At 55.3% G+C, this 24,544-nt stretch carries 26 protein-coding genes; all 26 read right to left on the bottom strand.

Going from position 1 to position 24,544, the window contains the following annotated elements:
- Positions 1-221 precede the first annotated feature (221 nt).
- The 26 genes from CENROD_RS05480 to cheB all read right to left on the bottom strand — a co-directional run bounded on the left by CENROD_RS05480 (position 222) and on the right by cheB (position 24,251).
- Positions 222-479 (bottom strand): hypothetical protein, encoded by a 258-nt coding sequence (locus tag CENROD_RS05480; protein WP_151194591.1) that lies wholly within the window; start codon positions 477-479, stop codon positions 222-224.
- Positions 467-2,353 (bottom strand): ferrous iron transporter B, encoded by a 1,887-nt coding sequence (gene feoB, locus CENROD_RS05475; protein WP_022772225.1) that lies wholly within the window; start codon positions 2,351-2,353, stop codon positions 467-469. The genes CENROD_RS05480 and feoB overlap by 13 nt, the downstream gene beginning before the upstream one ends.
- Positions 2,350-2,616 carry a FeoA family protein gene (locus CENROD_RS05470; protein WP_022772221.1) on the bottom strand — a complete coding sequence of 89 codons (267 nt, stop codon included), beginning with the start codon at positions 2,614-2,616 and terminating at the stop codon, positions 2,350-2,352. Before CENROD_RS05470 ends, feoB begins: the two co-directional genes overlap by 4 nt.
- A 33-nt stretch (positions 2,617-2,649) precedes the next feature.
- The gene (locus CENROD_RS05465; RefSeq protein ID WP_022772217.1) at positions 2,650-4,728 is read right to left on the bottom strand and encodes a hypothetical protein; all 2,079 of its coding nucleotides are present in this window, start codon (positions 4,726-4,728) and stop codon (positions 2,650-2,652) included.
- A gap of 60 nt (positions 4,729-4,788) precedes the next feature.
- Positions 4,789-5,715 (bottom strand): RNase adapter RapZ, encoded by a 927-nt coding sequence (rapZ, locus tag CENROD_RS05460; protein ID WP_022772213.1) that lies wholly within the window; start codon positions 5,713-5,715, stop codon positions 4,789-4,791.
- 85 nt (positions 5,716-5,800) lie between these two features.
- Complete coding sequence (locus CENROD_RS05455; protein ID WP_022772209.1) at positions 5,801-6,907, bottom strand: saccharopine dehydrogenase family protein; 1,107 nt, start codon at positions 6,905-6,907, stop codon at positions 5,801-5,803.
- A gap of 195 nt (positions 6,908-7,102) precedes the next feature.
- Positions 7,103-8,755 carry a DNA repair protein RecN gene (gene recN, locus CENROD_RS05450; protein ID WP_022772206.1) on the bottom strand — a complete coding sequence of 551 codons (1,653 nt, stop codon included), beginning with the start codon at positions 8,753-8,755 and terminating at the stop codon, positions 7,103-7,105.
- Positions 8,752-9,654, bottom strand: a complete 903-nt coding sequence (locus tag CENROD_RS05445) for an NAD kinase (RefSeq protein WP_022772203.1) — start codon at positions 9,652-9,654, stop codon at positions 8,752-8,754. The genes recN and CENROD_RS05445 overlap by 4 nt, the downstream gene beginning before the upstream one ends.
- Before the next feature lie 51 nt (positions 9,655-9,705).
- Positions 9,706-10,476: a type III pantothenate kinase gene (locus CENROD_RS05440; protein ID WP_022772200.1), complete on the bottom strand. Its 771-nt coding sequence runs from the start codon at positions 10,474-10,476 to the stop codon at positions 9,706-9,708.
- 34 nt (positions 10,477-10,510) lie between these two features.
- The gene (locus CENROD_RS05435; RefSeq protein WP_022772197.1) at positions 10,511-11,392 is read right to left on the bottom strand and encodes a class I SAM-dependent methyltransferase; all 882 of its coding nucleotides are present in this window, start codon (positions 11,390-11,392) and stop codon (positions 10,511-10,513) included.
- Between the two features lie 75 nt (positions 11,393-11,467).
- Positions 11,468-12,247, bottom strand: a complete 780-nt coding sequence (locus tag CENROD_RS05430; protein ID WP_022772194.1) for a ParA family protein — start codon at positions 12,245-12,247, stop codon at positions 11,468-11,470.
- A 46-nt stretch (positions 12,248-12,293) separates the two neighbouring features.
- Positions 12,294-12,674 carry a response regulator gene (locus CENROD_RS05425; RefSeq protein WP_022772190.1) on the bottom strand — a complete coding sequence of 127 codons (381 nt, stop codon included), beginning with the start codon at positions 12,672-12,674 and terminating at the stop codon, positions 12,294-12,296.
- A gap of 19 nt (positions 12,675-12,693) precedes the next feature.
- Entirely contained in the window at positions 12,694-13,806 is a 1,113-nt protein-coding gene (locus tag CENROD_RS05420; RefSeq protein WP_022772186.1) for a sensor histidine kinase, read from the bottom strand.
- Positions 13,807-13,885: 79 nt separating this feature from the next.
- Positions 13,886-14,422, bottom strand: a complete 537-nt coding sequence (locus tag CENROD_RS13045) for a SpoIIE family protein phosphatase (RefSeq protein ID WP_274518157.1) — start codon at positions 14,420-14,422, stop codon at positions 13,886-13,888.
- A 136-nt stretch (positions 14,423-14,558) separates the two neighbouring features.
- Positions 14,559-14,951, bottom strand: coding sequence for an anti-sigma regulatory factor (locus CENROD_RS05410; RefSeq protein ID WP_041193301.1), 393 nt, complete (start codon positions 14,949-14,951; stop codon positions 14,559-14,561).
- A complete protein-coding gene (locus CENROD_RS05405; protein ID WP_238551830.1) occupies positions 14,948-15,295 on the bottom strand; it encodes an anti-sigma regulatory factor in 348 nt (115 codons plus the stop codon). The genes CENROD_RS05410 and CENROD_RS05405 overlap by 4 nt, the downstream gene beginning before the upstream one ends.
- 58 nt (positions 15,296-15,353) lie before the next feature.
- Entirely contained in the window at positions 15,354-15,767 is a 414-nt protein-coding gene (locus CENROD_RS05400) for an STAS domain-containing protein (protein ID WP_238551829.1), read from the bottom strand.
- A complete protein-coding gene (locus CENROD_RS05395; protein ID WP_041194141.1) occupies positions 15,764-16,639 on the bottom strand; it encodes an STAS domain-containing protein in 876 nt (291 codons plus the stop codon). Before CENROD_RS05395 ends, CENROD_RS05400 begins: the two co-directional genes overlap by 4 nt.
- A 21-nt stretch (positions 16,640-16,660) precedes the next feature.
- Positions 16,661-17,890, bottom strand: a complete 1,230-nt coding sequence (locus CENROD_RS05390; RefSeq protein ID WP_051360312.1) for a methyl-accepting chemotaxis protein — start codon at positions 17,888-17,890, stop codon at positions 16,661-16,663.
- 22 nt (positions 17,891-17,912) lie between these two features.
- Entirely contained in the window at positions 17,913-18,287 is a 375-nt protein-coding gene (locus CENROD_RS05385; protein WP_041193299.1) for a response regulator, read from the bottom strand.
- A gap of 52 nt (positions 18,288-18,339) precedes the next feature.
- The gene (locus CENROD_RS05380; RefSeq protein ID WP_022772158.1) at positions 18,340-18,582 is read right to left on the bottom strand and encodes a hypothetical protein; all 243 of its coding nucleotides are present in this window, start codon (positions 18,580-18,582) and stop codon (positions 18,340-18,342) included.
- Positions 18,582-21,314 carry a chemotaxis protein CheA gene (locus CENROD_RS05375; RefSeq protein WP_022772154.1) on the bottom strand — a complete coding sequence of 911 codons (2,733 nt, stop codon included), beginning with the start codon at positions 21,312-21,314 and terminating at the stop codon, positions 18,582-18,584. Before CENROD_RS05375 ends, CENROD_RS05380 begins: the two co-directional genes overlap by 1 nt.
- Complete coding sequence (locus CENROD_RS05370; protein WP_022772151.1) at positions 21,311-21,679, bottom strand: response regulator transcription factor; 369 nt, start codon at positions 21,677-21,679, stop codon at positions 21,311-21,313. The genes CENROD_RS05375 and CENROD_RS05370 overlap by 4 nt, the downstream gene beginning before the upstream one ends.
- Entirely contained in the window at positions 21,676-22,518 is an 843-nt protein-coding gene (locus tag CENROD_RS05365) for a CheR family methyltransferase (RefSeq protein WP_022772148.1), read from the bottom strand. Before CENROD_RS05365 ends, CENROD_RS05370 begins: the two co-directional genes overlap by 4 nt.
- A gap of 27 nt (positions 22,519-22,545) precedes the next feature.
- Positions 22,546-23,169, bottom strand: a complete 624-nt coding sequence (locus tag CENROD_RS05360; RefSeq protein ID WP_022772144.1) for a HEAT repeat domain-containing protein — start codon at positions 23,167-23,169, stop codon at positions 22,546-22,548.
- 8 nt (positions 23,170-23,177) lie between these two features.
- Positions 23,178-24,251, bottom strand: a complete 1,074-nt coding sequence (gene cheB, locus CENROD_RS05355) for a chemotaxis-specific protein-glutamate methyltransferase CheB (RefSeq protein WP_022772141.1) — start codon at positions 24,249-24,251, stop codon at positions 23,178-23,180.
- Positions 24,252-24,544 lie beyond the last annotated feature (293 nt).

Raw genomic sequence — 24,544 nt, 5'->3', positions numbered from 1 at the left:
GTTCGCTCGACGAAGTCTTGCGTTTCCTACCCGTGTATCCCCGTGCCTTGCACCACAGGTCTTTCACACCCAGCAAGCCTGGCTCCTGTAACTACCCGTTGGATATGGCTTGGTTGATGCAGATTGCGCACCAAGACGGCCAAAGAAAAGCAGAGTCCCAATAGTCGTCCACTGCTTTCCGGCTGTGGTGGGCTAGACCGAAATAACGGCGCGGGTCGAAGTCATTGCAGATTGGGCGGATCGCCCGGCGCTGTATTTCCGTACCCTTTGCCGTACCCCTTGCCGCAGCCGCCACTGCGCCGCATAGGGCATCCTTCGCACGCCGATGTCGTCGTTGGCGCTGGGCCAGGTTTGCGCAGCAGCTTGTGCCGCCAGGACCGTGGCAGCAACCACCATAGTGCCCCGGCGAAGGCGAATACGACAACGAGCGCAACGGTGGCTTCTTGCCAATGCCCGCGCAGTGTGTTCAGGATATCCACCACAGCGAGCAGCGGTAGGTCAGGAACGCCGCGCCGTAAGCCAGTGCGAACTGGTATGCGGCCATGAGGAGCGGGTAGCGCCAGGAATCGGTTTCCCGGCGCACCACTGCGAGGGTCGAAATGCATTGCGGGGCGAAGACGAACCATGCCAGTAGCGACCATGCCGTGGGCAAGGACCAGCTTTGCGCAATGATGGGCCCCAGGTATTCGGAGATGTCTGCATTCGGCACGGATAGTGCGTAGACGATGCCCAATACGCCGACGATTACCTCGCGGGCGACCATCCCTGGCAGCATGGCTACGGAAATTTGCCAGTTGAAGCCGATCGGTTCGAAGATCGGCGCCATGGCCATGCCCACTTGCCCGACCAGGCTGTACTCGATGGCCGGTTCCGTCGCGCCCTCCGGCGGGGTGGGGTAGCTTGATAGAAACCACAGGATGACCACGAGCACGAAGATGATCGTCCCCACTTGCACCAAAAAGATTCGCGTGCGTTCCCACAGCCCCAGCCCCAGCGTGCGTAGCGTGGGCAGGCGGTAGGGGGGGAGTTCCAGCATCAGGGGGTGGTAGCGCCGATCCCGCCGGAAGCGATGGAACAGCCAGGCCACCCCCATCGCTGCGGCTACCCCGACGGCGTAGAGGATGAACAGCACCATACCGCGCAGGTTAAACGGCCCCAATGCCCGATCCGGAACGAAGGTGCCGATCAGCAGCGTATAGACCGGTAGCCGCGCAGAGCATGTCATCAGCGGGGCAATCATGATCGTGGTGATGCGGTCACGCCAATGGGGAATCGTCCTTGCAGCCATGATGCCCGGCACGGCGCACGCAAAGCTCGATAGCAGGGGGATGAAAGCGCGCCCGGACAAGCCAACCTTGCCCATTGCCCTGTCGAGCAGGAAGGCTGCGCGGGGCAGGTATCCCGACTCTTCGAGAACAAGGATGAACAGAAAGAGCACCAGGATTTGCGGCAGGAAGACCAGTACGCTGCCTACACCGGCGATGACACCATCGACAAGCAGGCTGCGCAGTGGCCCCGGCGACATCGATGTCTGGAGTGCATCCCCGGCCCAGGACATGCCGGAGCGGATCGCATCCATCGGCCACGCCGCCCATGCAAACACGGCTTGGAACATCAGGAAGAGGATTCCCAGCAGGATGAGCATTCCCCACAAGGGATGCAAAGCCCAGCCGTCGAGCAGCATCTGCGAGCGTTGCAGGCCGCATTCGTTGCAGGAAGCCAGCGTGAGGATGCGGCGGACATCGACTTGCAGTTCCTCGGGGGTGGCCATCGGCTCGGTGGGGAGCGTGACATCGTGACGGCTTTCCGGCAAGGCCCAATGCATCAGCACGTCGAGCAGCGCGGCATGTCCATGGGGTTGCACGGCCACCGTGGGGATGACGGGGCAGTCCAGCTCACGCGACAGGGCCTCGACGTCGATGTGCAACCCGCGCTTTTGGGCAGCATCCATCATGTTGAGCGCGACGAGCATCGGCCTGCCCAGTCGGCGTAGTTCGAGGACGAGGCGCAGGTTCATGCGCAGGTTGGTCGCGTCGACGACGACGACGAGCGCATCGGGCACATCTTCCCCGGCACGGCGCCCCTCGATCACTTCGAGCATCACCTGCTCGTCCGGGGTGGCTGGGTGCAGGCTGTAGGCGCCGGGCAGGTCGATGACCGAGAGCGTATGGCCGTTGGGGAGGTGCGCCATGCCAGTACGGCGTTCGACTGTGACCCCGGCGTAGTTGGCGACCTTTTGCCGCGCTCCGGTCAGCAGGTTGAATAGGGCGGTTTTGCCGCAATTCGGGTTGCCGACCAGGGCAATACTGCGCAGGGTGGTGCTGTGCAGGGCGGGGCCTTCCGCTGCGCTCATGGCGCGTTCCGGGTCGGCAGGAGATCCACCTCAATGCATCGCGATTCGCGCAGGCGCAGGGCAAATAGGGTTCCACCCACGGCCACGGCTAGTGGTTCCTGGCCTCCGGGGCCTCGGCGCAGTACGCAGACAGGTTCCCCCGGCAGAAAGCCCAGCTCTTCGAGTCTGCGCAGATGTCCGGCGTCGAGGGAGGGGTCGTTGGCAACGACGGCCCGCACCGTGGCGCGGGATCGATCCGGCAAGTCAGCGAGGGAGAGGGGCATGGATGCGACGGTGGGCGGGAACGGAACGACGCATCAATACAAATAGTCACTGACTTGTTGGAGCAAGGATTCGGACTGCGCGTACGCCTTGGCCTGGTGCTGTGCCCGGGCCAGCGCCAGGGTGCGCCGGACGCTGAGGTCTGTCTTGATTTCGCGCATTTCCGGGGGGGTCATCCCGGTGGCGGCCTCGGCGCGCTGGGCCATTTGGAGGGAAGGCTCTTGCGCGCCTTGTTCTGCGTGCAGCAAGGCAAGCTGCGTGAGCGCTGCGGCTTTGTCCGGGCCTACTGCGGGGTCGATTTGCGGGAGCAAGGATTGGATTGCAGCCTGAATGTCCGGCCAGGCATGTGGGCCGGCGAGGCGTGCGACGGTACGCAATGCAGCGGCCCGTTCCGCAAAGCTGGGCAGTGTTGCAGCCAAATCGATGGCGGCTTGCAGGTGTTCGCGGGCGGGTGCGTCTTGTCCCATCCACTGCGCCAAGCTGGAGCGCACGGCCAGCACAGCCATGCGGGCCGTGGGGCGGTCGGGGGCATCGTTCTGCATCGTCTGCAAGGTGTTGGCATGGGCTTGTACCTTGTTCCAGTGCCCGGAACGCGCATGGGTTTGCGCTTCCGTCTGCAATACCTGTGCCATCGCTGTCATCCATTCACCCATCAGCGTGGATCGTTCGGTATCGTCGTTCACGGTTTTGAGCGAGGCCCCAGCCATCGACAGGAAAGCATGGGGCACCTCCTGCGACATCCCCGGATGCTGTGCCAGGATCACGGCCACGCGCCCCAGAGAACGCACGCGCTGGGGCAAGTAGGGTAGTGCTTCGATGCGGGCGCGCAGGTCGTCGATAGCTTTGCGCCCTGGGTTGGACTGCGCTTGCAAAGACCGAGCCTGGATGTCGATGTCGATGACGGCGAGTTCCTCGACAAATCGCGGCTCGTTGGCCAATGCCGGGTTGGCCCGGATCGACCGGATCACAGCGAGGGCGCGGGCGCGGTGCCCCAGTTCCGCCAGCGTCTGCGCGAATTCGGACTGCATCACGAGCTTGATGCGGGCCGACACGGGAACGGTGGGCAGCTCTGCGCCACCAGCCCCTTCCCCGCCGATGCCGGGAGTCGCCCCAGGGATTGCGCCTACCCCTGCGCCAGGCGCTCCGCCTCCCCAGGCTCGTTCCGCCGTGGTGTTGCCTACAGCCTTGGCTAGGACCGTAGCAGCGCCGAGTGCTTGTTCCAGGCTCAGACCCTTGGCGCCGACGCGGTTCCCGCCGATGGCTTGCATCATTGGGTCGTTGTCGATGTCGGGATCGCCCGTAGTCGACGAAGCACCCCCGGCGGCCATCGTGGCCGCAGAGTCGCCCATGCTGCCGCCGGAAGGCGCAGCCCCCAAGCCTTTGTCGAGCATCTTGTCGACATTGGCAGCGCTGCTGGAGACTGCATCGCCGGATTCCCACGGCAGTTTGCCGCTGGTGAAGGTTTGGCCGCCGACGAAGGATGCCGCCATCAGCGTGACCAGCCCGGCAACGCGCAGCAAACCGGCTTTGCCGTGGAATATCCCCTCGCGCTCGCGGCGGATGCCGTATTCGGCTTCCAGTTCTTCGCGGATGCGCGCACGCATTGCGTCTTCCAGCGCCTTGCGGGTTGTTTCTGCCGCTTCCTGGGTTTCGCGCGCGGCCTGCATTTCCAGCTTGGCGCGTTCTTGTTGCAGGATCTTGCGTTTGAGCAGGAATTCCTCATCGACCTTGTCGACGAACACGCCGCATTCCGGGCACTGGCGGTTGTCCGGCAACACCACCCGTTTTTCGCAAGCAGGGCACAAAAAGCGCGTGTCGATGGCGCCCGTGTTGAGCGATTCGAGCGCCAGCACAGGCGAGATGGACACTTTCAGCCCCGTGCCCGCGAATTTTTTGCTGGCAGCATGGCTGCGTTCGCGGGTGACGGCTGCGCCGACCTTGGCCCGGTGGGTGGATCGCAAGGTGTTGAACAGGGCTTCGACCTGCTGTAACTGCAACCCGGCCTGCAACAAAGGCTCTTTGCGAATCGATTCCAGCGACGTGTTGGGGGGCACTTCCACGAACACGTCAAAGAGCGGAACGTCAGTTTCCTGCGGGTGCTGGGGGTCAGTCATGGCAGCAAAGTAGGGTGTGGGCAGGGAAAAAATGAGTGTAGCAAGGCACCCTTGGCATCCTTACCCGCCCGTGGGCTGTGCGTCGAGCTCCCGGTGTCGGCGCAAGGTAGCCCAGTGGGGGGCGAAGTGCAGGGCCAGTTGCTCGACCAGATAGACCGATCGGTGCTGGCCGCCGGTACAGCCTATGGCGACGGTGACGTAGCTGCGGTGGTTGCCTTCCATCGCGCCAAGCCAGTCTTCCAGAAATCCGCGCACCTGCCCGAGCATCTTGCCGACGTCGGGTTGCTGGCGCAAAAAGGCAGCCACGGGTTCGTCACGTCCGGTCAGTTCGCGTAGGTCGGGTTCGTAATGCGGATTGGGGAGCATGCGCACGTCGAAGACGAAATCCGCATCATTGGGAAGGCCGCGCTTGAAGGCAAAAGATTCGAACACCAGCGTCATCCGAGGGGATTGCACCGGGAATAGCGCCTTGACGTAGCTTTGCAGTTGCGTGGGGCGCAGCACGCTCGTATCGACCACATGAGCTTGGTCGCGCAATGCGGCCAGCAGCCCGCGCTCCAGTTCGAGCGCCTCATTCAACGCACGCTGCGGGTGCCCGTCCAGCCCGACGTGGGAGGTTTCGGACAAAGGATGCCGCCGCCGTGTCTCCGAAAAACGCCGCACCAGCGTGGGGGTGGATGCGTCCAGAAACAGGCACGACACCCGCACCCCTTGCGTGCGCAGCCGATCCAGTTGGGCAGGCACTTCCGGCAACGCCGCTGCGCTGCGGGCGTCGATGGCAATGGCCAGCAACCTCCCTGCGCCGGCACGTTGCCATTCGACCAGGGCCGTCATCAGCCCAGGGGGTAGGTTGTCGACACAGTAGTAGCCCACGTCCTCCAGCGCATTGAGTGCCACGGACTTGCCGGAACCGGACATTCCGGTAATCAACACCAGCTCCAGCACGTCGTCTGTACTGCGCGCATCGCCTGGGGTCTGCTTCGTCATATCGTTCTCCCTTCCGTGGCACATTTGGTGCGGGTGACGTGGGGTATGGGCTGTGTTTCCGGGATGGTCCGCATTGGTTCTGTGGTTATTGCGTACCGGTTCTGCATTGAATCCCCATTCTTTCCATGTCCTGCATGAGACGGATCGGCTCCACAAGGTGCCCCATCATCCACAGTCCGGGTTTTCTGGCAGAACCGTCCACATATTGCAGCAACGCGGCTACCACGGCAATGGCTGTGAACACGTACCCATCGGGGTGCGAAAGGGTTCCGTGGACTGTCGCCCTCTGCCCATCCTTGAGGCCGGATGCCTGCCATTGCAATTCGACCCGATAAGGCGGTTGGTGAAAAGTGCGCATGCCCCACCACAGCAATTTCCCGATTGGGCGCACGGCATGGGGCATGATTTTCAGTAATGCCATGATCATGGGAATGAGGATCCAATCCATCACCCAATGCGATTCGGAGATATAGAAGCCCGTCTCTTGGAGTGAGGGATAAAGGTCTGGCAGAGGGCGCAATTCCTCGAAAAACATGGCATAGCAGTTTTTCCAACCAATATCGCTTCCAAAATCGGTTTTGCGTGTGATGAATTCGTCGGTCTTTGTCCAATGGCCGTTTCGGTACACCTGGCCCTGGTAGTCCTTGAAACATTCGATCAATTCTTCTACGGATTCCGTATAAGGCAGATCTTTGCCTATTTGCAGATAGCCGCAGACGTTTGCGCTATCGAGCGTATCCAACTGGGTGGCAGCGTAACGCACCAATGCGGAAGGAAGCCCCGGATGGAATCCGGCTTCCGTAATACAACACCTGCCTTGGCGTTGGATCTCTGTGGCCAGGGATTGCAACAACGCAAACTTTTTGGCCCCGAGCTGAATATCGAGATAGTCGACACCTGTTTCCAATGCAGTACGAACCACGGTTTCCGCATGATTCGTGGTCGGTGCGGCCACGACGACGAGGGTATGCCCTGCGAATGCCGCTCGCAAAGAGGGCGCATCGGCGGTGTTCGCATACACCCCAGCCACACGTTGACCAGGGTATTGCCGATTCCACTCCTCGGCAACGGCATGTGCTTGCTCTGGATGTCGTCCGGCGATGGTTACGGTCACGTCAGACTGTTCGAGCAAATGTCTTGCTATCCATTTGCCGGTATGGCCCGTGCCGCCAAGGATCAGGATGTTTGCCATGTTGTGCCCTGTGCAAGTCGCGAAGAGGCTTCTCCAAACGCCCCGTACCCAGTGGAAAAAGGGTTGGGGCTGCGATGCACTGCAATAACTTTCCTGATTCAGGGTGTCTGCGCACAGTCATGGCAGGGATGCCGCGCTGTCGCAAAGAAACTTACACCAACAATCATTTCGTATTGCCGTTTTGCATCAACAACATCACTCCCCCCTCTCCCCCAACAAATCCCGCGCATGCGCCAGGGTGCTTTCCGTTTGCCTTGCGCCGCCCAGCATCCGGGCTAGTTCCACCACGCGGGCTTCGCCTTCCACGGGTTCCACGGTACTGCGTGTTTTCTCGCCGTGCAGGCTTTTGGATACGACCCAGTGGTGATCCGCGCATGCGGCTACCTGGTGCAGGTGGGTGACGGCGAAGACTTGCCGTTCGGCGCCGAGCTTGCCCAGCAGGCGGCCAATGGTTTGCGCGACGGCGCCGCCCACGCCGGTGTCCACCTCGTCGAAGATCAGCGTCTGCGCGCCGCCCAATTGGCTGGTGGTGACGGCAATCGCCAGCGCGATGCGCGAGAGTTCTCCGCCGGAGGCCACCTTTTGGATGGGCCGGGGCGTGCTGCCCACGTGCCCGGCTACGAGAAAGCCCACTTCCTCCATCCCATTGCGTGCGGGCGTCTCGATAGGCTGTAGCGCGACGTCGAAGCATCCCCCAGGCATGCCCAGTTCTTGCAGCAGGGCCGTGATCGCCGTAGCCAGCTTGGGCGCGGCGTGGGCACGTTCGGCGCTGAGCGTGCGTGCAGCCTCGTGGTACCGCGCCAGGGTGTCTGCGACAGCAGCGTCGAGCGCGCGCAGGTCGCACGCCTGCTCCAGCCCGGCCAGTTCCTGCTTCCATCGCTCCAGCAATGCGGGCAGTTCTTCGGGGTGGTGCTGGTAGCGCCGCGCCAGGGACATCCAGTTTGCAATGCGTTCGTCAACGACGGCCAGCCGTTCGGGGTCGAGTTCGGCTTTGGCCAAGTAGGCGCGCAGGGTGCGTAGCCCGTCCTGCACCTGCGCCACGTTCTCGTGCAGGGTTTGCCCCACTTCGGCAAACACGGGTTCGATCTGCCCTTGTTGTTGCAATAGGTCTGCTGCGCGAACGAGCATCGATACCGCGTTGGCCTCGTTCTCGTCCAGCAGGCGCACGGCTTCGGAGGCAGCGTCGATCAGGCTTTGAGCGTGCGCCAGGCGGTGGTGCTCGGCGTTAAGTTCGGGCCACTCGTTTGCGCCGGGGGAGAGTCGTTCCAGTTCTTCGACCTGCCACGCAAGCTGCTGGCGTTCGCGCTGGATCGCATCTTGCCGGGATCGCGCTGCTTCCCGCTGCTCCACGGCCTGTTTCCACTGGCTCCAGCACGCGGCTACGTCTGCGTTGGAAGTCTGCGCGTAGGCATCAAGCAGCCCGGCCATAGCGTCGGGGCGGATCAGGCTTTGCCAGGCGTGCTGCCCGTGGATGTCCAGCAGCCGCTCCCCCACCATGCGCAATTGGGAAGCGGTCGCGGGGCTGCCGTTGATCCATGCCCGGCTTTTGCCTTGGCGGTCAATCGTTCTGCGCAGCAGCAGCGATTCTTCGGCGTGGAACCCAGCATCGCTGAGCCAGGTTTCGAGGGCTGCGTCAGCATCGAACTCCGCAGCGACTTCGGCACGGTCTGCGCCTTCGCGGATCAGGCTCGCGTCGGCGCGCCCACCGGTCGCCCACTGCAAGGCATCGACCAAGATCGATTTGCCTGCGCCCGTCTCGCCAGTCAAGACCGAAAACCCCTGCGCCAGGTCCAGTTCGAGCGCATCGACGAGAACGAAATTGCGCAATACCAGTCGCTTCAGGCTCACGGCAGCAATCCCCTTTCATTCCAGAGTAGTTTCCGCCGCAAGGTATCGAAGTACGACCACCCATGGGGATGCAAAAAGCGCGCACGGTGTTCGGAGAGGCGCACGGCAATGCAATCCCCCACAGCCAGGCTGGCCAGCGATTGGGTGTCGAAGCTGGCGCTGGCATCGCGCCCGGCGACGATTTCGAGGGTGATCGTGCTCGAATTGGGCAGGACGATGGGTCGGTTGGACAAGGTGTGGGGGGCGATGGGTGCGAGCACCCAGCCCGCCACGGCAGGGTGCAGTAGCGGCCCGCCTGCGGATAGGTTGTACGCGGTCGAGCCGGTGGCGGAGGCCACGATCAGCCCGTCTGCGCGTTGGCTGGCGACGAAATGGCCGTCGACGCGCACTTGCAGCTCGACCATCCCCGCCGTCGCACCCCGGTTGACGACGACATCGTTCAGCGCAAGGGCCGCAAAGACGACGCTCCCCGCACGCAGCACCTGTGCGTCGATCAGGCAGCGGTGGTCTTCGATGTACTCGCCTTCGAGGACGAGCGCCAGGCTGGAGGCGAAGTCGCGGTACGAGATGTCAGTGATAAACCCCAGCCGCCCCTGGTTGATGCCAATGAGCGGAACCGAAAAAGGCGCGAGCTGCCGGGCCACCCCAAGCATCGTGCCGTCACCGCCGACGACGACGACGAGATCGCATTCCCGGCCCATGTCTTCGAGACTGCGCGAGGTGCAGTCCGTGACGCCCTCATACCGCGCCCATTCCTCTTCGATGTCGACGGCGCAGCCACGCTGCTCCAAAAACCGTGCCACGGAGAGCAAGTCTTCCACCGCCTTGCCTCCGCGCGCTGCCAGGTTGGCGTCGTGGTACTTGCCGACCAGCCCCACGCGGTGGAATGCCAGGGTCATGATGCATGGCTCCGAAAGGGGTTGCCCGCAGGGGCAGGCTGCCGTGTGTTCTCAGGGGCGGGCATGGGCACAGCGCTTTTCGGCGATGTCGAGCAGCCCCTCGAAAACGAGGTTTTCCACTAGGGTATGGGGCACCGTGATGCTGGGCGCTACCTTCCACGCCGCGCCACCGCCCACGATGCAGGCCGGTTGCGTTCCAAAGCGTTGCGCCAGTTGGGACACCATGCGCCCGATGGATGCGGCGATGGCGTAGGTGCCGCCGGTAGTGAGCGCGTCGCTGGTATTGGTGGGAAAGTCGCAGACCGTGCCCGTGGGGACGTGCAGCCCCGCAGTGCCGGATTGCAGCGCGCGCAACATGATCCCGTGCCCGGGCAGGATCCACCCCCCCAGAAAGCGCCCTTGCGGGTCGATGGCATCCACGGTCACTGCCGTGCCGACCATGGCTACGACGATGGGCCGGTAATCGGCTTGGCAACGGTGCCAGGCGCCGATCATCGCCACCCAGCGATCAGCACCCAGGCGGTTGGGGGTGTCGTAGCCGTTGGTTACGCCGCATTCCGCAGTGCTGGCATGAACCCATTGGGCAGAGACTTCCCACAGCTCCATCTGTTCCGCGACCCTACGCCGCGCGGCATCGCTGGCCACGCAGCAGCCGAGCATCCCAGTTGGCGCTGGCAGCCCCAACCAGTCCCCGTGCGGGAGTTGTTCGATGTTGTCCAGAAATGCCACCCCTTGCGCCAACACCGAAGCCCCACGGCGGGGAGCGGCGTACAACGCCCATTTCAGGCGGGTATTTCCTACGTCTACGAGCAAAAAGGCCATTGCTCGATTATCGGCATGGGGTAGGCTGCACTGTTCAGGAATCGAGGGCGCAAGCCATTTGCCACCAATGCCCGGTGCGCCCGGCATTGGCTGCTTGCAAGGGGCGCAACGACAGCACCCGCAGCCCGAGGTTTTCGACCAGCTTGGTCAGGGACGGTGCGGTGTAGAAATTGATGTGTTCGTGCCAATGCTTTTTGTGCCGATGCAGGTTGTCGGCATTGCAACGCACCACGTCTTCCAGCGGCACTTCGATGTACAGCACAGACTGGCTGTCCATGTGGCGGCGAATATCCCCCAGTACATCGGCAGGGTAGGGGATGTGTTCGAGCACATTGCTACAAACGATGAGCGAGTATTTGCGATCCCCAAGCTGTGCGGGGTCTACACGCCGCGCCCCGGGCAGCACGGCCTTATCGCTGATGTCGTAAATGTCCCAGACTTCGGCGCGATGCTGAAAAGGCGTGTTCCGCCCTGTATCGCCGCCCCAGTCCAGCACGTGCAGGGGTTCGTGCAAGAACGGTGCAAGGAATTGCTCAATGTCTTCCCGGTACGTGATTCCCGCATTGAGGTTGTCGTTACGCTGGGTGTAGCCAGGCTCGTACCGTTCGCGCAGACTGGTGTATTCCTCGCCACGGTAGTCGTGGTACAGCCGGGACATTTCTTGGTCGCTGAATCGGATATCGAGAAACAACAGCCCGCACACCGTGCAGTGCAAGGACTTGCACACGGCATAGGCATTGCCTTGCCGAATCGTCTGCAATCCCCAGCTTTCGTCGATCAGCACAGGCTCCCATCCGAAGACACGGTGGGCCACGAAAGGCATCAGGATGGCCGGGGCAGAGAGCAAAGCACTGCTGCCACAGCAGACGCAGTGGTGGGCGATGCGTTCACGCGGGAGGCTGGTGAGGTCAAACATGGGGTGGGGAACCAGGCTGGGGCAAAACAGCGCGTGAGTGCGAGTGCGATGGTGATTGCGATGGTGGCAAGGCAGTCATTCCATGCGTTGTGGGGCCAATGCGGGCACGATATGTGCCGCCAATTTGACGAAATCTTCCGCCCCTCTGGACTTGGGGGCATATTGGCAAATGGGTTGCCCTGCAGCGAACGCCTCGGCCAAACGGATGTCATTGCGAATACCCGGAAGCAAGCGATTCGCGCCGAATTGCCGGGAGACTTCGGCGCTAATGGTACGGTGCTGACGAATATGGTCCGCAGCAATGGTGGGGAGAAACCCCAGTATTTTCAATTGCGGATTGGGGCCAGAAATCACCTTGAAAAGCACCCGCATCAACTGCAATACCCCCTCGAATCCCAAGTGATGCGGAACAAAAGGGATCATGAGCCAGTTTGCTGCGGTCAGCGCATTCAGCAGCAAATAATCCAAAGAAGGCGGGGTGTCCACAATCACCACGTCGAAGCGCTGGGCAATGTCCTCTTCCGCCAACGCACGCGCAAGCCGAAGCTCGTCGCGCTCACCACTGCCGTGTTCAAACCGCTGATCTGCCGGCGCCAGGGAAAGATTGGGAAAAGCAGTGGGCCGAACGAGCATGGAGAGCTTGGCATGGGGGTCGGTGAATAGGCTGTGAACTACCGTGTCGTCACGATGCACCTTGACGCCCAAACCCACCGCACAGTGCCCTTGGGAATCGAGATCGATCAGGAGTACTCGTCGACCCAGTCGCGCCAATTCTGCGGAAAGATTGACCGATACCGTAGATTTCCCGGTACCACCCTTGCGATTGGAAATTGCTATCACTTGAAGCGCAGTCATACCTGGTCACCACAGAAGGGATGTTTACCAAAAAAGCACAATGCTCTCAAGAGCCACTTCCAGCAAGAACCTGACGAATGGCATTTCGCAAGTCTTCGCGTGTGAAAGGTTTGGTGAGGGTTGCATTGACACCCATCAAGGTAGCCGAATCAAGATTAAATTGTGCATGAATGGAACGGCGGCCACCGGAAATAGCAATCATAGGGATCGTACAGCCCTTGTGAACCAATTCCAGTATCAATTCAATCCCATCCTTGTTGGGCATGAGAATATCTGTAATGATCAAATCTGGGGTAAAATGCGAAAGCAGTTCCAAACCCATCTTCCCATCCGTTGCGGCAGTCACACGATGTCTTTCCTGCGTTAGCATTTGTGTCAGCATCGCGCGGAATTGTTCATCATCGTCAATCACAAGAATATTCGCCATATCATTTCTCTCACGAAGATTAAGGATTATTTATACGCGGTAAATATACCTTGAAGACGGTTCCCCGATTGTCGCCCCGCGTACGACTTTCTACCTGGATTGCTCCTCCCAGGCTTTGCACGATTCCATAGACCACCGATAATCCCAGTCCACTGCCTTTGCCAGGGGCCTTGGTCGTAAAGAATGGATTGAAGACACTTTCCAGCGTTGCATGCGACATTCCCGTTCCATGATCAGCCACCATCAAACACACTTTGCGAACGGGGATGGCATCCAATACATCGTTTTCTGGAACGGCAAAGATTCGAATATCTACGCATCCGTTATCGTTCAGCGCATCTGCAGCATTGATGCACAAATTCATGACGATTTGTTGAATCTGCGAAGGATCGGCGAGGATGGTAGCCTGCTCCATGTCGGACTCCAAAGACGTCTGCACGCCAGGTGGCAAAGTGGCACGCAACAAGTCCAACGTTTCCTTGACTTCGGTCAGTAAGTCCATGGGGGTGGGATGGAGCGGAGATTGTCTGGCAAATGCCAATAGCCTTGCCACCAAATCACGTGCTCGAAAACTCGCTTTGAGGACTTGCTGAATATCTCTCTTTCCCGGCGTGTCTTCCCCCAAGTAATCCCCCGCCATCTCGGCAAAACCAATGATACTTCCTAGCAAATTGTTGAAGTCATGCGCAATGCCTGCAGCCAGTGTCCCTACAGCCTCCAACTTGCGAGATTCTTCCAGGCGGGTATTGAGTATATTTTGATATTGCTTTTCCATTTGCTCACGAAAAGCCATGCCATACGCCATGGTCATTTCTATCAAAGGGTGCGTCAAGCGATGGGCGACCACTGGTGATACGAGCGCTGGATGCGTATCTGCAAAGTTGAGCAAAGCCTCATGATGGATCATCGTGACTGCATCGGGCGGCAATTGTTGATCCATCATGGCGCGGCCAAGCTCGAATGCCTCTGCCAAGAATACCTCGCCTTCTTCTTCACCATCGGACAAAGCAAAACGTGTAAGCAGGTGGGCATACTGCTTGGCATAGGGCCGGGTATCGTGCTGCGTATCCTTCTGCGGGTTGCAGGGAGCCGCAGAGGGCTGGAGATTGGAGCGACCTATGCGTTGCGGCATGGGAGTTTTATTAGTGTAAAAGTCGTGAAGCGGCTTTTCGAAAATCGCTTTGCATTCCTGGTTTCATAGCGTACTACCACTAAAGAGTGGGGTTGCAAACCGGTGTTGGTTTTTCTGTGGACAACGATGCATGACGATACAGCAGCAAAGCGGCGTCATCCTTACGGTTAGCCCATAGACGTAATAGATTCGCAGTATGCAAGTCCGAAATGTCAGGCGATGCTGCAAGGGCTGTTCGCAAGTCGGTAAATTCACTCAGGCCATCTGAAAAAATGGCCAATACATCACCAGGTACGAGAGAGATATGCTCTGTAGACAAACGTGCATACCCCCCACCAACAATGCCACGGGCCGCTCCAAATCGATAATCTTTGGATGCAGCAGACAATACCATGCGAATATTTCCCACCGAAGCCAACGTTGCCAGTCCACTTTCCAGATGAACCACGGCAATAGCCATGGCTACTCCTCGTGTGGATCGCAAGTGGGCATCACATTCAGAAAAAATATGTTCCATGGATGCGTTCGACAATGCCCCCACACACCGCATCGCCAAGTCAGCAGCCTGGGCAGCTTCTAGACCATGCCCCAACCCGTCAGCAACCGCCATAAGCATGTATCCTGGTTGTGAGGTCCACCAACCACAACGATCACCACAATCGGTTTCACCATCTTTGGGTAGAGTTGCGTAAGCGATCATCGCCAAGAAAAATCCCCTAAAGAACCCCTGTTCCGTGCTGTAATTGGCGGTTTTATTTGCACCACTTTCGTACGCAAACCGATGTACCTTCACCGAGTTGGGTCAAAATAAACATTTCGTCCATCAAGCGCAAAGCACCCGGTAAACCACATCCAAGACTGCCGGTAGTGCTATATCCTTCACGCATTGCCAAATTCAAATCTTTAATACCAGGGCCATTATCTGAGCTAATCAACTCGATGCCTGGCTTCGGGATCAGAACATGGGCCTCAAACATTCCCCCACCACCATGGAACAAGGTATTGGCAGCCAACTCCGACGCAGCAGTAGCCACATAGCAGCTTTCAACTTGATTGAAACCGATCGATTCCGCCAACATCCTGCTGCATCGTGCAGCTTGGGCGATATCACTTTCGGATTCAATGAGCAAAAGAATATCGCTCACTTTGACGATTCCAGCAGTCGTTCGCGCTCCAACGTGATGATGATTCGCGTCAGTCCAGGCACTGACTCAATGTAAAAGACGTCCATGAGCCGCCTGGTTCCAGGCAATCCAGCGCCCAGACCATGGCTGGTGCTGAAGCCATCTTTCATTGCCATGCCAATGTCCAGAATACCCGGCCCATTATCTTCCACGGTGGCGCGCAAGCGGATCTGAGTACCATCCGACGCATCTTCAAAGCTACAAACACCTATTCCTGCGTACTGGAGAACATTGCGTGTCAACTCGGATACCGCTGTGGCAAGGCGAATTTGGTCTGCAATACCAAAACCAATCCCCGCCGCCATACGTCGGGCTGTAGTGCGTGCCTGGACGATATCAGGGGGAGACAAAATTCGCACGGACTCAGACGGAATCTGGCTGTGCATAATCGTCTCCTGAAGCCAGATATTTGTCACCTCGGGCTTGAATTTTATTTTTCAGCATTTCCAAGCCCTGACTTAGGTTGAATGCACAATCCGCAGCAATCAGGTCGCGACCCATTTCGACGAGAGTCATCGCTACATAGGGCCTGATTCCACAAATCACAACCTCGGCACCCAGAAGGCGTGACATACTCGCAGTTTCATTGATGACGCGCGCCATAAATGAATCTACAACTTCTAAAGCAGTAATATCAATAGCAATTCCTAAAGTATCAGATTCTGAAATCTTGTTCACGACATCGGTTTGAAACTGCAAAACTTCCGTATCGGATAGGTCAATCTGAATCGATGCCAGCAGCACATTATCGAGTCGAAGAATCGGGATGATCATCATCTTGCTCCAGTATGGGAGACGATTCTCCTGCCGATCAAATGCAATGCTTCGGCAACTCCAGCACGCAATGTTGCTCGGGTAATCATTCCCTCGAAACTGATACCAAGTTTGATCAGCGTCAATGCACTAGCCGGGCTAATACCGGTCATAATGATGCGGCTACCCAGTAGTTGCGCTGCATCGACCGTTTTCATGATGTGGCGAGCGACGCTGGTATCGACAACTGGCACACCTGTAATGTCAATGATCGTTACAGTGGCTTCATAATGCGCGATAGCTTCAAGAAGTCGTTCTGTAAATTGTCTCGCACGCAATGTGTCAATGACGCCAACCAGTGGAAGCATCAAAATCTGATCCCATAATCTAATAATGGGGGTGGATAACTCCAAGAGGGAGGCGCTTTGTTGCGTGATGATTTTTTCTCGGGTATCGACATAAGAATCTAGTATTAACAACGAAAGATGATCGAGAACATCATTGAGCGCCGTCAGACAAGCAGCAAGCTGCGTCGGTGTCTGCCCTGAATCTTGTACCAAATGATTCATCATCACACGTTTCAAGATCAACACAAATTTCGCAGTGTCGGTAGGCTTGAAACCAGTCTTAGTGCGATGCACACTCATTTCCCGAACAGTGGTAGCCACAGCGCTACCTGAGCCAACCCGTGGAGAACCATCCCCGGAGTGTTCACCAAACAGCGTAGTCAACTCACTGAGCAAACGATTTGCATGCATACGCAAATCACTTTCCTCCAGGTCATTTTGGTAATGTTGGCTCCATATCGTTAGCAGCTCGTTTATCCATACATCATGAACAGCAGAACGGTGTTTTGTCAACATCCGATCTATAGGTTCTAATAGTTTCGTTGCCATCATCCCTCCAGATAACAGGTTTTAAAATAATTGAATCTTGGGTAAGCCATCGCCATCGCCATCGCCTGCCCCTGACTCATCAACCGGTGCATGACATCTTTCCTGTGCAAGATATTCTTCGAGAACTTCCTGCATCTTCGACGGTAACTCACCCAGATCGGAAGGGGAATGCACCAGGTTCTGTGACAATTCAACAAGTACTTGATTGCGTTTGTTAATCGCTTCGGTTGCACGCTCGATGCGCTGACGCATAATGTCCTGAAATTGAATTTGCCCAAGCATCTCGGCAATTTCCTTGGACAAATTGTTGTTGTGGTCCGTCACAACCATAAATAGCGTTTTATAATATTGTCGAATATCTTCATAGACTTCCTGCAATCGACGAATCGACGAAACAACTGTACTAGCATCAAGAATTTGTTGCTCTATAGGGCTTTCCCCCAAACCTTCCTGTAGGGAGCGCTTTGCTCCATTCAGACCATTTTCTATCATGGAAGCGGCCTCGGCCGCACGGATAGACAGCTTGCGAACCTCCCCGGCAACTACTGCAAAACCACGCCCTGATTCTCCAGCATGTGCGGCTTCGATGGCAGCATTGAGCGCTAATAGATTGGTTTGCAAACTGATTTCTTTAATAATCTTGATAAAAGATCCCAGGGAACCAATCTCTTTGATGGCTGTTTTTTGGATGCCAATAACATCTTCCCGAATCATTTTTGGAAGTTGGTTGACGAAATCGCTAATTTTATGAATCGATGCAACGCTGGCATCGATTTCATCATCCATGTTCTGAGCTGAAAGATTAGAGCTTCCTAGGTACTTGACCAATTGGGTTGCAGTATGATTGAGTTTTTTTACGTGATGAATCAATGTCATGGCTGCGGAGTCAGTGTCTGCAACGACCACCTTGAGTTGCTCATCGATAGCCTCATCAACACGTATGTGCGTGTCGATAACCTGCTTGGTGTCTTTGGCGACACCATTCATGAATTGCCATAGCACAGCCAGCTCCTTGCTGGCAAATGGCCATGCAATCAGTGCCGTCAATGGGATAAATGTCAGCATGGAGAGCACGACAGTGATCGTGATTTCATGCGCATAAGTCAAATTTGCTGGTTGGAGTATGTTGACGTGTAGCCAGGTAGAACAAAATGTGCTGATCAAGCAGGTAATGCCAACCGCCCCCAGCGCAGCTCCTATCAACTTGTATTTAAACCCAACACGAGGAAAGGGAAGATTCTGAGAGTCCACGAATTACCTATCTTTCATTCATTTAGGATCCAGGGAGTACTTGTTTGATGACTTTCAATAAGTCGGCGCCGCCTACAGGCTTGACCAGCCAACCGGTGGCGCCCAATTTTTTCCCTTCATCGCGCTTGGACGACAAGCTCTCCGTGGTGAGGGTAAGAATCGGTGTAAACCGAAAGCCAGGCAGACTACGGATATTTTTGATCAGTTCTAATCCGTCCATGTTCGGCATATTAATGTCTGTAATGATCAAGTCGGGTTTTAGGCCGGCTTTGAGTTTGGCCAGTGCTTTGACGCCATCCGGTGCCGTTTCCACCTTGAAACCGGCAATTTCCAGATTGACCTTGACGCTCATGGACATGGTTGCAGAGTCATCGACAATCATGATTGTTTTCGCCACGTTGCTTCTCCAAAAATAAATTTATATGCTATAGGTTCGATCAAAAATATTGTCAAGACTTTGCTGGAAGTACGGACTTGATCCACGTTGCCAATACTTGATCTGTGGGCCACGCGCTGATGACAGGTTTTGCGACCATCAACACTTGCAGATTCGCCGGATGAAGATGGGTGCATGCTGACATATCCACACGCGCTGTGGACTTTTTGAGTAGCCATTCCAGCAAGGTTTCAGCATCTTCGACGCTGACAAAGTCTTGGAACAGTGCCTGGTTTTTTTTGTACTCGATGGCCATCAAAAAATCTCCTTGACGTTCAATACCATCAAAACTGACCCATCACCCATCAATGCCGATCCAGAGTATGCTGATAGTCCAGACAACACACCAGTCATAGGCTTGAGGATGATGTCTACCGTTTCGCGGAAATCATCAACGAGAAGCCCCACTGACTCTTTATTGTGCCGGATTACCAGCACAGCCAACTCGTCGTCTGCATTGGTGATTGGTGCTGCCGTCAATCCTAATAAAGTGTTGAGCGACTTCAAAGGTACGATTCTTCCCCTCAATACTGTCGCCAGATTATTTTTGATTGTATATATCGCACTGCGTGGCACGCGAACTGTTTCCACCACGGTATCCATGGGGATACCGAAAACTTGTCTATCGGATTCAATAATCATTACATTGGTCACAGCCATGGAAAGAGGAAGAGACAAGCGAAGGCGAGTGCCTTGGCCTTTTTCACTTTCCAGAATTACTGTGCCGTTCACTTTCTCGATGGCAGACTTTACAACATCCATTCCAACGCCTCGGCCGGACAAGTCTGAAACGACTGTTGCCGTCGAAAAACCCGATGCAAAAACAAGATTGATAGCATCTTGGTCGCTAAGACGATCCAACGCTTCTTCATCAATAATGCCTTTTTCATAAGCTTTGCGCTTGATGATCTGCGGATCGATCCCGTTGCCATCGTCTTGTATTTCAATGACCACATGATCCGAATCCTGACTTGCACGGATAGTCAACGTCCCAGCCGCAGGCTTGCCTGCGGCGCGTCGAACGTCCGGTTGCTCGAAGCCATGGTCGAGACTATTTCGGATAATATGTATAAGTGGATCACTCAGCGACTCAATAATGTTTTTGTCTGCCTCCGTTGTTTCGCCTTCCACAACAAGATTGACTTCTTTATTCAGTTTTCTGGAAATGTCGCGAACGAGGCGCGGAAAACGTTGAAATACAAATGACACGGGCATCATGCGGACTTGCATAATGGCGTCTTGCATCTCTTCGGCTATCCGGTTGATCACAGCATATTGAGCTTTGATTTCACGCGCCAGATCACGAACGCCAAATACAGTTTCGGCTCGACTTGCCAAGTACGGCAAAGCATTCTTTGAAACTACCATTTCACCAATCAAATTCATCAGGCGGTCAATTTTGATTTGATCTACCCGCAAACTTTTTGGATCACTCCATGCGTCTTCGGCGCGGCGACCGAATTTGGATTTGGTTCCCAATGCTGCTGTGGAGGTAGAAGCCGGAGCAGTACTATCCGAGAAAGCCAATGTTTCTATCGAATCCATAGCCGGAATAACCGGATCCGCTTTATTCTCAGTATTTGGCTCTTGGACAAGGCTGGATAGCTTGGAAACCCAATCACTGCTATCCAACCAAGTCAACAAAGGCGCAGAAGAAGCTTCATTGATGGCCGTGGCCACAGCCACTTCCAAGCTGGGCAGTACTTCCAACAAATGCAGCGTTCGCAGAAAACCTGCAATGGTTGTACCTACCGACTTGATTCGACCCAGTTGCCAATTTTCTTCTATGGGAAGAGATAGTATTTTTCGCTGTACCTCAACCAATTCCGCCATCGCAACGGCTTCTTCTGCAGTCAATAGACCTGCGGGCTGGGGACTATCGGCATGGGCATCGGCATGATTTTGTTGTGGAGCAGGGGGAATGTCATTCCACTGCGGAGGGTTCAAGGTATGAATCGATTGGATAATGGTCCGTAAAGCCTGGGTATTCGTCGGCTCGAATTCCATGACGAGCAGCAGCCATCGCAAGGCAGAAGAAAGCCACAAATCTGGCCCAGAAATTTCCAACAGGGTGCGAACTGCGCGTGCCAACCCTTCCATTTTTCCTTCGTCCAGAAGACGAAGCGCATCAAATACAAAATCGTCGTACACCGGCCCACCATTCGGATCACCTTGTGGTATCACCAGCAACAACGGTGTCACAGGCGTCAAGTGGATTTGATCTGCAACATAGCGGTAGTATTCATCCAATTCTTCACGCGAGGCAATGGTCAGCAGATGAAAATTTAGCAAGCATTGGTATGGATCCATCTCGGCCAGTTTGGGCCATTCCTTTTGTGCAGAAATACATCCCCATAGCGTACCAGGCGTATTGCGTGCTTGGTGAAAAGGATCGTCGCCATGAAAAAAACAATCTTCTGCAGGCGAGTAATCAATCCAATGCACATTGGCGCCTGCTTGCGCACTACGATAGGCTTGCATTCGTACCGCTTCGGGTATTTGATCGAGATGCAATAGTTTTTTGTGACTCTTCGCAGAACCGTTCCGTGTTGCAGGATTGTTGGGCGCTGTGGCAACGGGTGATTCTGGAGAAGTGACTTCTGCATTACAGAGCAATTCCCGCAATGATTCCGCCAAGCGAACCGAATCTGCTGCATGACCTGCACCAACACTTCCAGAAGACTCGATCTCATCGCACAGCATCCCGACGAAATCCATGGCATCCAGTAATCGATCAGCCAGATCTTTGGTATACGCCACCTGGCCCCGCCGAACCTGATCCATGAGGTCTTCGCCTGCATGGAGTACCCGCGTCATTTCCGGGTACTCGAATAATCCGCAGTTGCCCTTGAGGGTATGCACCAATCGGAATAATGACACCATCAAGGTGGAGTCTTCCGGCGCATTTTCCAGTTGCATCAGGCGTGCGCCAATGCCCTGCAAGCATTCTCGCGATTCTGAGAGAAATTGTTCAATCAGTGGATTCATGCCACCCCTTCAATCAGCAGCTTGACGTTGACCAGTAATTGATCTGGTTTGACAGGTTTGACCAAAAACGCATTGGCGCCCGAGGCAAAAGCAACTGTACGATCACGGGCTTCCGCTTCCGTTGAAATCATAATCGCTGGCGCCTGATCGATATCTTGTGAACGTAATTCACGCAAAAATCCGTAACCATCCAACTTCGGCATATTGATGTCGACTATGTACAATTGAAATGGATTCTGTAGTGCTTTCTCCAAAGCTTCAATGCCATTCATTGCTTCCTCGACAATGTAGCCTGCTGCCTCTAGAATGTTACGGTGATACATGCGTACCGTTGCCGCATCGTCGATGATCAAGATGCGTTTCATCGTGCCTCCAAAGGTTTTTGATATACGATAGCTTCGGGAAATTTCCGAACTTTGTAAAGAGAAGAAACACGACTCATGGATTCGGAATGTCCCAAACAAACAAAACCACCTGGTTTTATGGCATCATAAAATGTCTCTGCTGCTGCTTTGCGTGAAACATCATCAAAATATATTAACAGATTTCTGCAAAAGATGACGTCAAAATCCCGGTATGCTCTGGTATCGGCGCGATCAGATAAATTGACTCGGGTGAATTCCACAGCTTGGCGCAAACTTTCACAAATTTGATATTCGCTTGATTTTGCTGTGAAATACTTATTCAGAATTTTTGTTGGCAAATGTTGTACAGAACGCTGCGAATACACGCCTTCCCGTGCCATGCGAAGAATCTTGGTATCAATATCGGATGAGATGATCTCGATATCCCATATATCGATCTCGTTCCAATATTCAAGAAGATATATCGCAATCGAATAGGATTCCTCGCCTGAAGAAGATGGAATGACCCAGACACGTATCGGCTTCCTATCTCTTTTACTCTTTGTCAATTCTGGAAGAATCGATTTGACTAAACATTGAAACTGGTATTCCTCGCGAAAGAAATAGGTTTCATTGACTGTCATCAGGTTGGTCAGATGCTGAAGTTCTTCACCGGATGCCTCAAACCGCAGCATTGTGAAATAATTTCGGAAGCTCCCACTATTGGTGGCTTCTATGCGTTCTTCCAATCGTTTATCGACGAAATAACGTTTTGTCTGCTCGAACTGGATTCCAGTTTTGCGATAAAAATATTCGCGAAACTTTTCAAAATCTTGTTCGTTGATGATAGATTCGCTCATCTGGTGTTTTGCTTCGGGGAATGGAAGTTATTCGCCATTGATTCGTTGAAGCGCAAGCTTTGTAGCGAATTGAATATAGGGAACATCGGAAAAACGCTTTTGCAACCGCTGGAGTGGCTCACGCGATGCTGCTGTACCTACTTCGCCTAGCAGGTCCACCGCAGTAGCGCATACATTCAATTGCTGATCATTTTCGATTACTGTGATCAGCCACATTTCGACATCAGGATGACGTAAAGATTCGAGAATATTTACCGCAAAAATACGTACATCGGGATCAGAATCGTTCAGCAAGCCACGCATGATCAACGCAACCTCGTCTGGCAATTGCTTCATGGCTTCGATAGCCTCATTGCGCACCAAAGCACTGTCGCTACGCAAACATTCCACCAATCCCGCGACTGCAACGTCGTCCCCCAAGGTAGTCAGGGTCGTAAGAATCACTTCTCGAACAGAAATATCTTTCTCATGCTCCAAGTGACGTATCAATGCTGCTGAAGCATCTGGGCAATCCATCAGATCTCGCGCCGCCCAGCGCCGGGCACCAGGATTGGGATTTTCCAGTTCTGCTACCAGGTGTTTGCAATCACGTGGTTGTTGCCGTTCTTCGTCCAATACAGGCTGCGTCGATTGGTTTTTTACAAAAGCCATGGAATTTGCTACCTTCCTGCCCAGACATTGATTTGGGCTGCAATTTTGTCGCTGTCCAGCACTACGCTGGCGCCACCCCGCTCTATCAGTTCGGCTGGCATACCAAAAACGACTGCTGATTCTCTGGATTCGGCAATGGTTCGACCGCCGCGTTTTTTGATTTCAGCAAAAGCATCCGCACCGTCGTATCCCATGCCTGTCAGCATTACCCCTACAACCCGTGAGGGATCGCAATGTTCCAACACAGAACGCCCCAGCAATTCCACAGAGGGATGCCATAGATATTCTTTGTTTTCAGGTTTGGGAACTACGGTGAGCTTTCCGCCGCGTTGCACCACCAGCATATCTGCACCGCCTTTGCCAATGTAGATGATTCCGGCTTCTATCGGCATCGGGTGGTCGGCTTCTTGCACCGTCAGTTCGCACATGGCGTTGAGGCGTTCCGCAAACGGGCGTGTGAATGAGCTTGGCATGTGTTGGGCTACTAGCACTGGCCACGGAAAGTTGGCAGGAAATAGAGGCAAGATGTCTTCCAACGTGCGTGGCCCACCAGTGGAAACGCCAATGATCACCAGTCCCTCACCCGCTACCCCGCGCCTAACGGCCATCGGACGTGGAACGGGCTTTTCCCGCTCATCGCGCAGACGCTGCGCCAGCCCCCTGGCGCTGGAAACTTTTTTCTCCTTGATCTTGGCGAGCGCTGCTGCCCGTACTTTGTTGACCAGTTCTTCCTTGATTCCACCAAGGGACAAGGAAATGGTTCCACCAGGTTTGGCGATGTAATCAACCGCACCGAGATTCAATGCCTCAAAGGTTGCCAGCGCTCCTTTTTCTGTCAAGGAAGAAAGCATGACTACTGGTACTGGACGTTCTGCCATGATCAGTGACAGTGCCGTAATGCCGTCCATTTCCGGCATATTGATGTCCAGCGTGACGACGTCAGGCATGAAGCTGCGGTTTTCTTCCACTGCTTCACGTCCATTTCTTGCTTGATGAATTTGAAAGCCCCCTGCTTCTTCAAACAAGCTGACCAACTGACGTCGCATTAGCGCAGAGTCATCGACGATGAGGAGTTTTGTCATAATTTAGATATATATAGATGTACGTGGCTATTGCGTTTTATTTACAAAAATGCCATTGCACAAATATATAAATTATAAACAGTTGAGAGCAAAGCCTATCTGCTATACCGCAATAGATGGACTGTTGTACAACGCTTGATGGAATGCCCAAACCGGAATCCGACTTCGCGCTACAGCCCTGCAGGGCATTTTGGAGGGACGAAGGTATGCACTGGTGCAGTCTTGCAGCCTGGATCCGTTCCTAACATGCTTACGCACGGGCCATGGCGCTTGCTGCAATACTCTGTAGTAAT

The sequence above is a fragment of the Candidatus Symbiobacter mobilis CR genome, from assembly GCF_000477435.1.
Lineage (GTDB): Bacteria > Pseudomonadota > Gammaproteobacteria > Burkholderiales > Burkholderiaceae_C > Rhodoferax > Rhodoferax mobilis.
Note: the sequence above shows the minus strand (reverse complement) of the source record. Positions and strands in the feature narration are given on the sequence as shown.

Excerpts from the sequence above, each read along its gene's own strand:
- CENROD_RS05405 (WP_238551830.1), bottom strand. The coding sequence starts at position 15,295 with ATGGCGGCGGGGATTGGTTTTGGTATTGCAGACCAAATTCGCCTTGCC.
- CENROD_RS05360 (WP_022772144.1), bottom strand. The coding sequence starts at position 23,169 with ATGGCTTTTGTAAAAAACCAATCGACGCAGCCTGTATTGGACGAAGAA.
- CENROD_RS05375 (WP_022772154.1), bottom strand. The coding sequence starts at position 21,314 with ATGAATCCACTGATTGAACAATTTCTCTCAGAATCGCGAGAATGCTTG.
- CENROD_RS05445 (WP_022772203.1), bottom strand. The coding sequence starts at position 9,654 with ATGACCCTGGCATTCCACCGCGTGGGGCTGGTCGGCAAGTACCACGAC.
- CENROD_RS05370 (WP_022772151.1), bottom strand. The coding sequence starts at position 21,679 with ATGAAACGCATCTTGATCATCGACGATGCGGCAACGGTACGCATGTAT.
- CENROD_RS05365 (WP_022772148.1), bottom strand. The coding sequence starts at position 22,518 with ATGAGCGAATCTATCATCAACGAACAAGATTTTGAAAAGTTTCGCGAA.
- CENROD_RS05470 (WP_022772221.1), bottom strand. The coding sequence starts at position 2,616 with ATGCCCCTCTCCCTCGCTGACTTGCCGGATCGATCCCGCGCCACGGTG.
- CENROD_RS05395 (WP_041194141.1), bottom strand. The coding sequence starts at position 16,639 with ATGGCAACGAAACTATTAGAACCTATAGATCGGATGTTGACAAAACAC.
- CENROD_RS05425 (WP_022772190.1), bottom strand. The coding sequence starts at position 12,674 with ATGGCGAATATTCTTGTGATTGACGATGATGAACAATTCCGCGCGATG.
- CENROD_RS05430 (WP_022772194.1), bottom strand. The coding sequence starts at position 12,247 with ATGACTGCGCTTCAAGTGATAGCAATTTCCAATCGCAAGGGTGGTACC.
- CENROD_RS05420 (WP_022772186.1), bottom strand. The coding sequence starts at position 13,806 with ATGCCGCAACGCATAGGTCGCTCCAATCTCCAGCCCTCTGCGGCTCCC.
- CENROD_RS05465 (WP_022772217.1), bottom strand. The coding sequence starts at position 4,728 with ATGACTGACCCCCAGCACCCGCAGGAAACTGACGTTCCGCTCTTTGAC.
- CENROD_RS05440 (WP_022772200.1), bottom strand. The coding sequence starts at position 10,476 with ATGGCCTTTTTGCTCGTAGACGTAGGAAATACCCGCCTGAAATGGGCG.
- CENROD_RS05455 (WP_022772209.1), bottom strand. The coding sequence starts at position 6,907 with ATGGCAAACATCCTGATCCTTGGCGGCACGGGCCATACCGGCAAATGG.
- feoB (WP_022772225.1), bottom strand. The coding sequence starts at position 2,353 with ATGAGCGCAGCGGAAGGCCCCGCCCTGCACAGCACCACCCTGCGCAGT.
- CENROD_RS05400 (WP_238551829.1), bottom strand. The coding sequence starts at position 15,767 with ATGATGATCATCCCGATTCTTCGACTCGATAATGTGCTGCTGGCATCG.
- CENROD_RS13045 (WP_274518157.1), bottom strand. The coding sequence starts at position 14,422 with ATGCTTATGGCGGTTGCTGACGGGTTGGGGCATGGTCTAGAAGCTGCC.
- rapZ (WP_022772213.1), bottom strand. The coding sequence starts at position 5,715 with ATGACGAAGCAGACCCCAGGCGATGCGCGCAGTACAGACGACGTGCTG.
- cheB (WP_022772141.1), bottom strand. The coding sequence starts at position 24,251 with ATGACAAAACTCCTCATCGTCGATGACTCTGCGCTAATGCGACGTCAG.
- CENROD_RS05435 (WP_022772197.1), bottom strand. The coding sequence starts at position 11,392 with ATGTTTGACCTCACCAGCCTCCCGCGTGAACGCATCGCCCACCACTGC.
- CENROD_RS05380 (WP_022772158.1), bottom strand. The coding sequence starts at position 18,582 with ATGGCCATCGAGTACAAAAAAAACCAGGCACTGTTCCAAGACTTTGTC.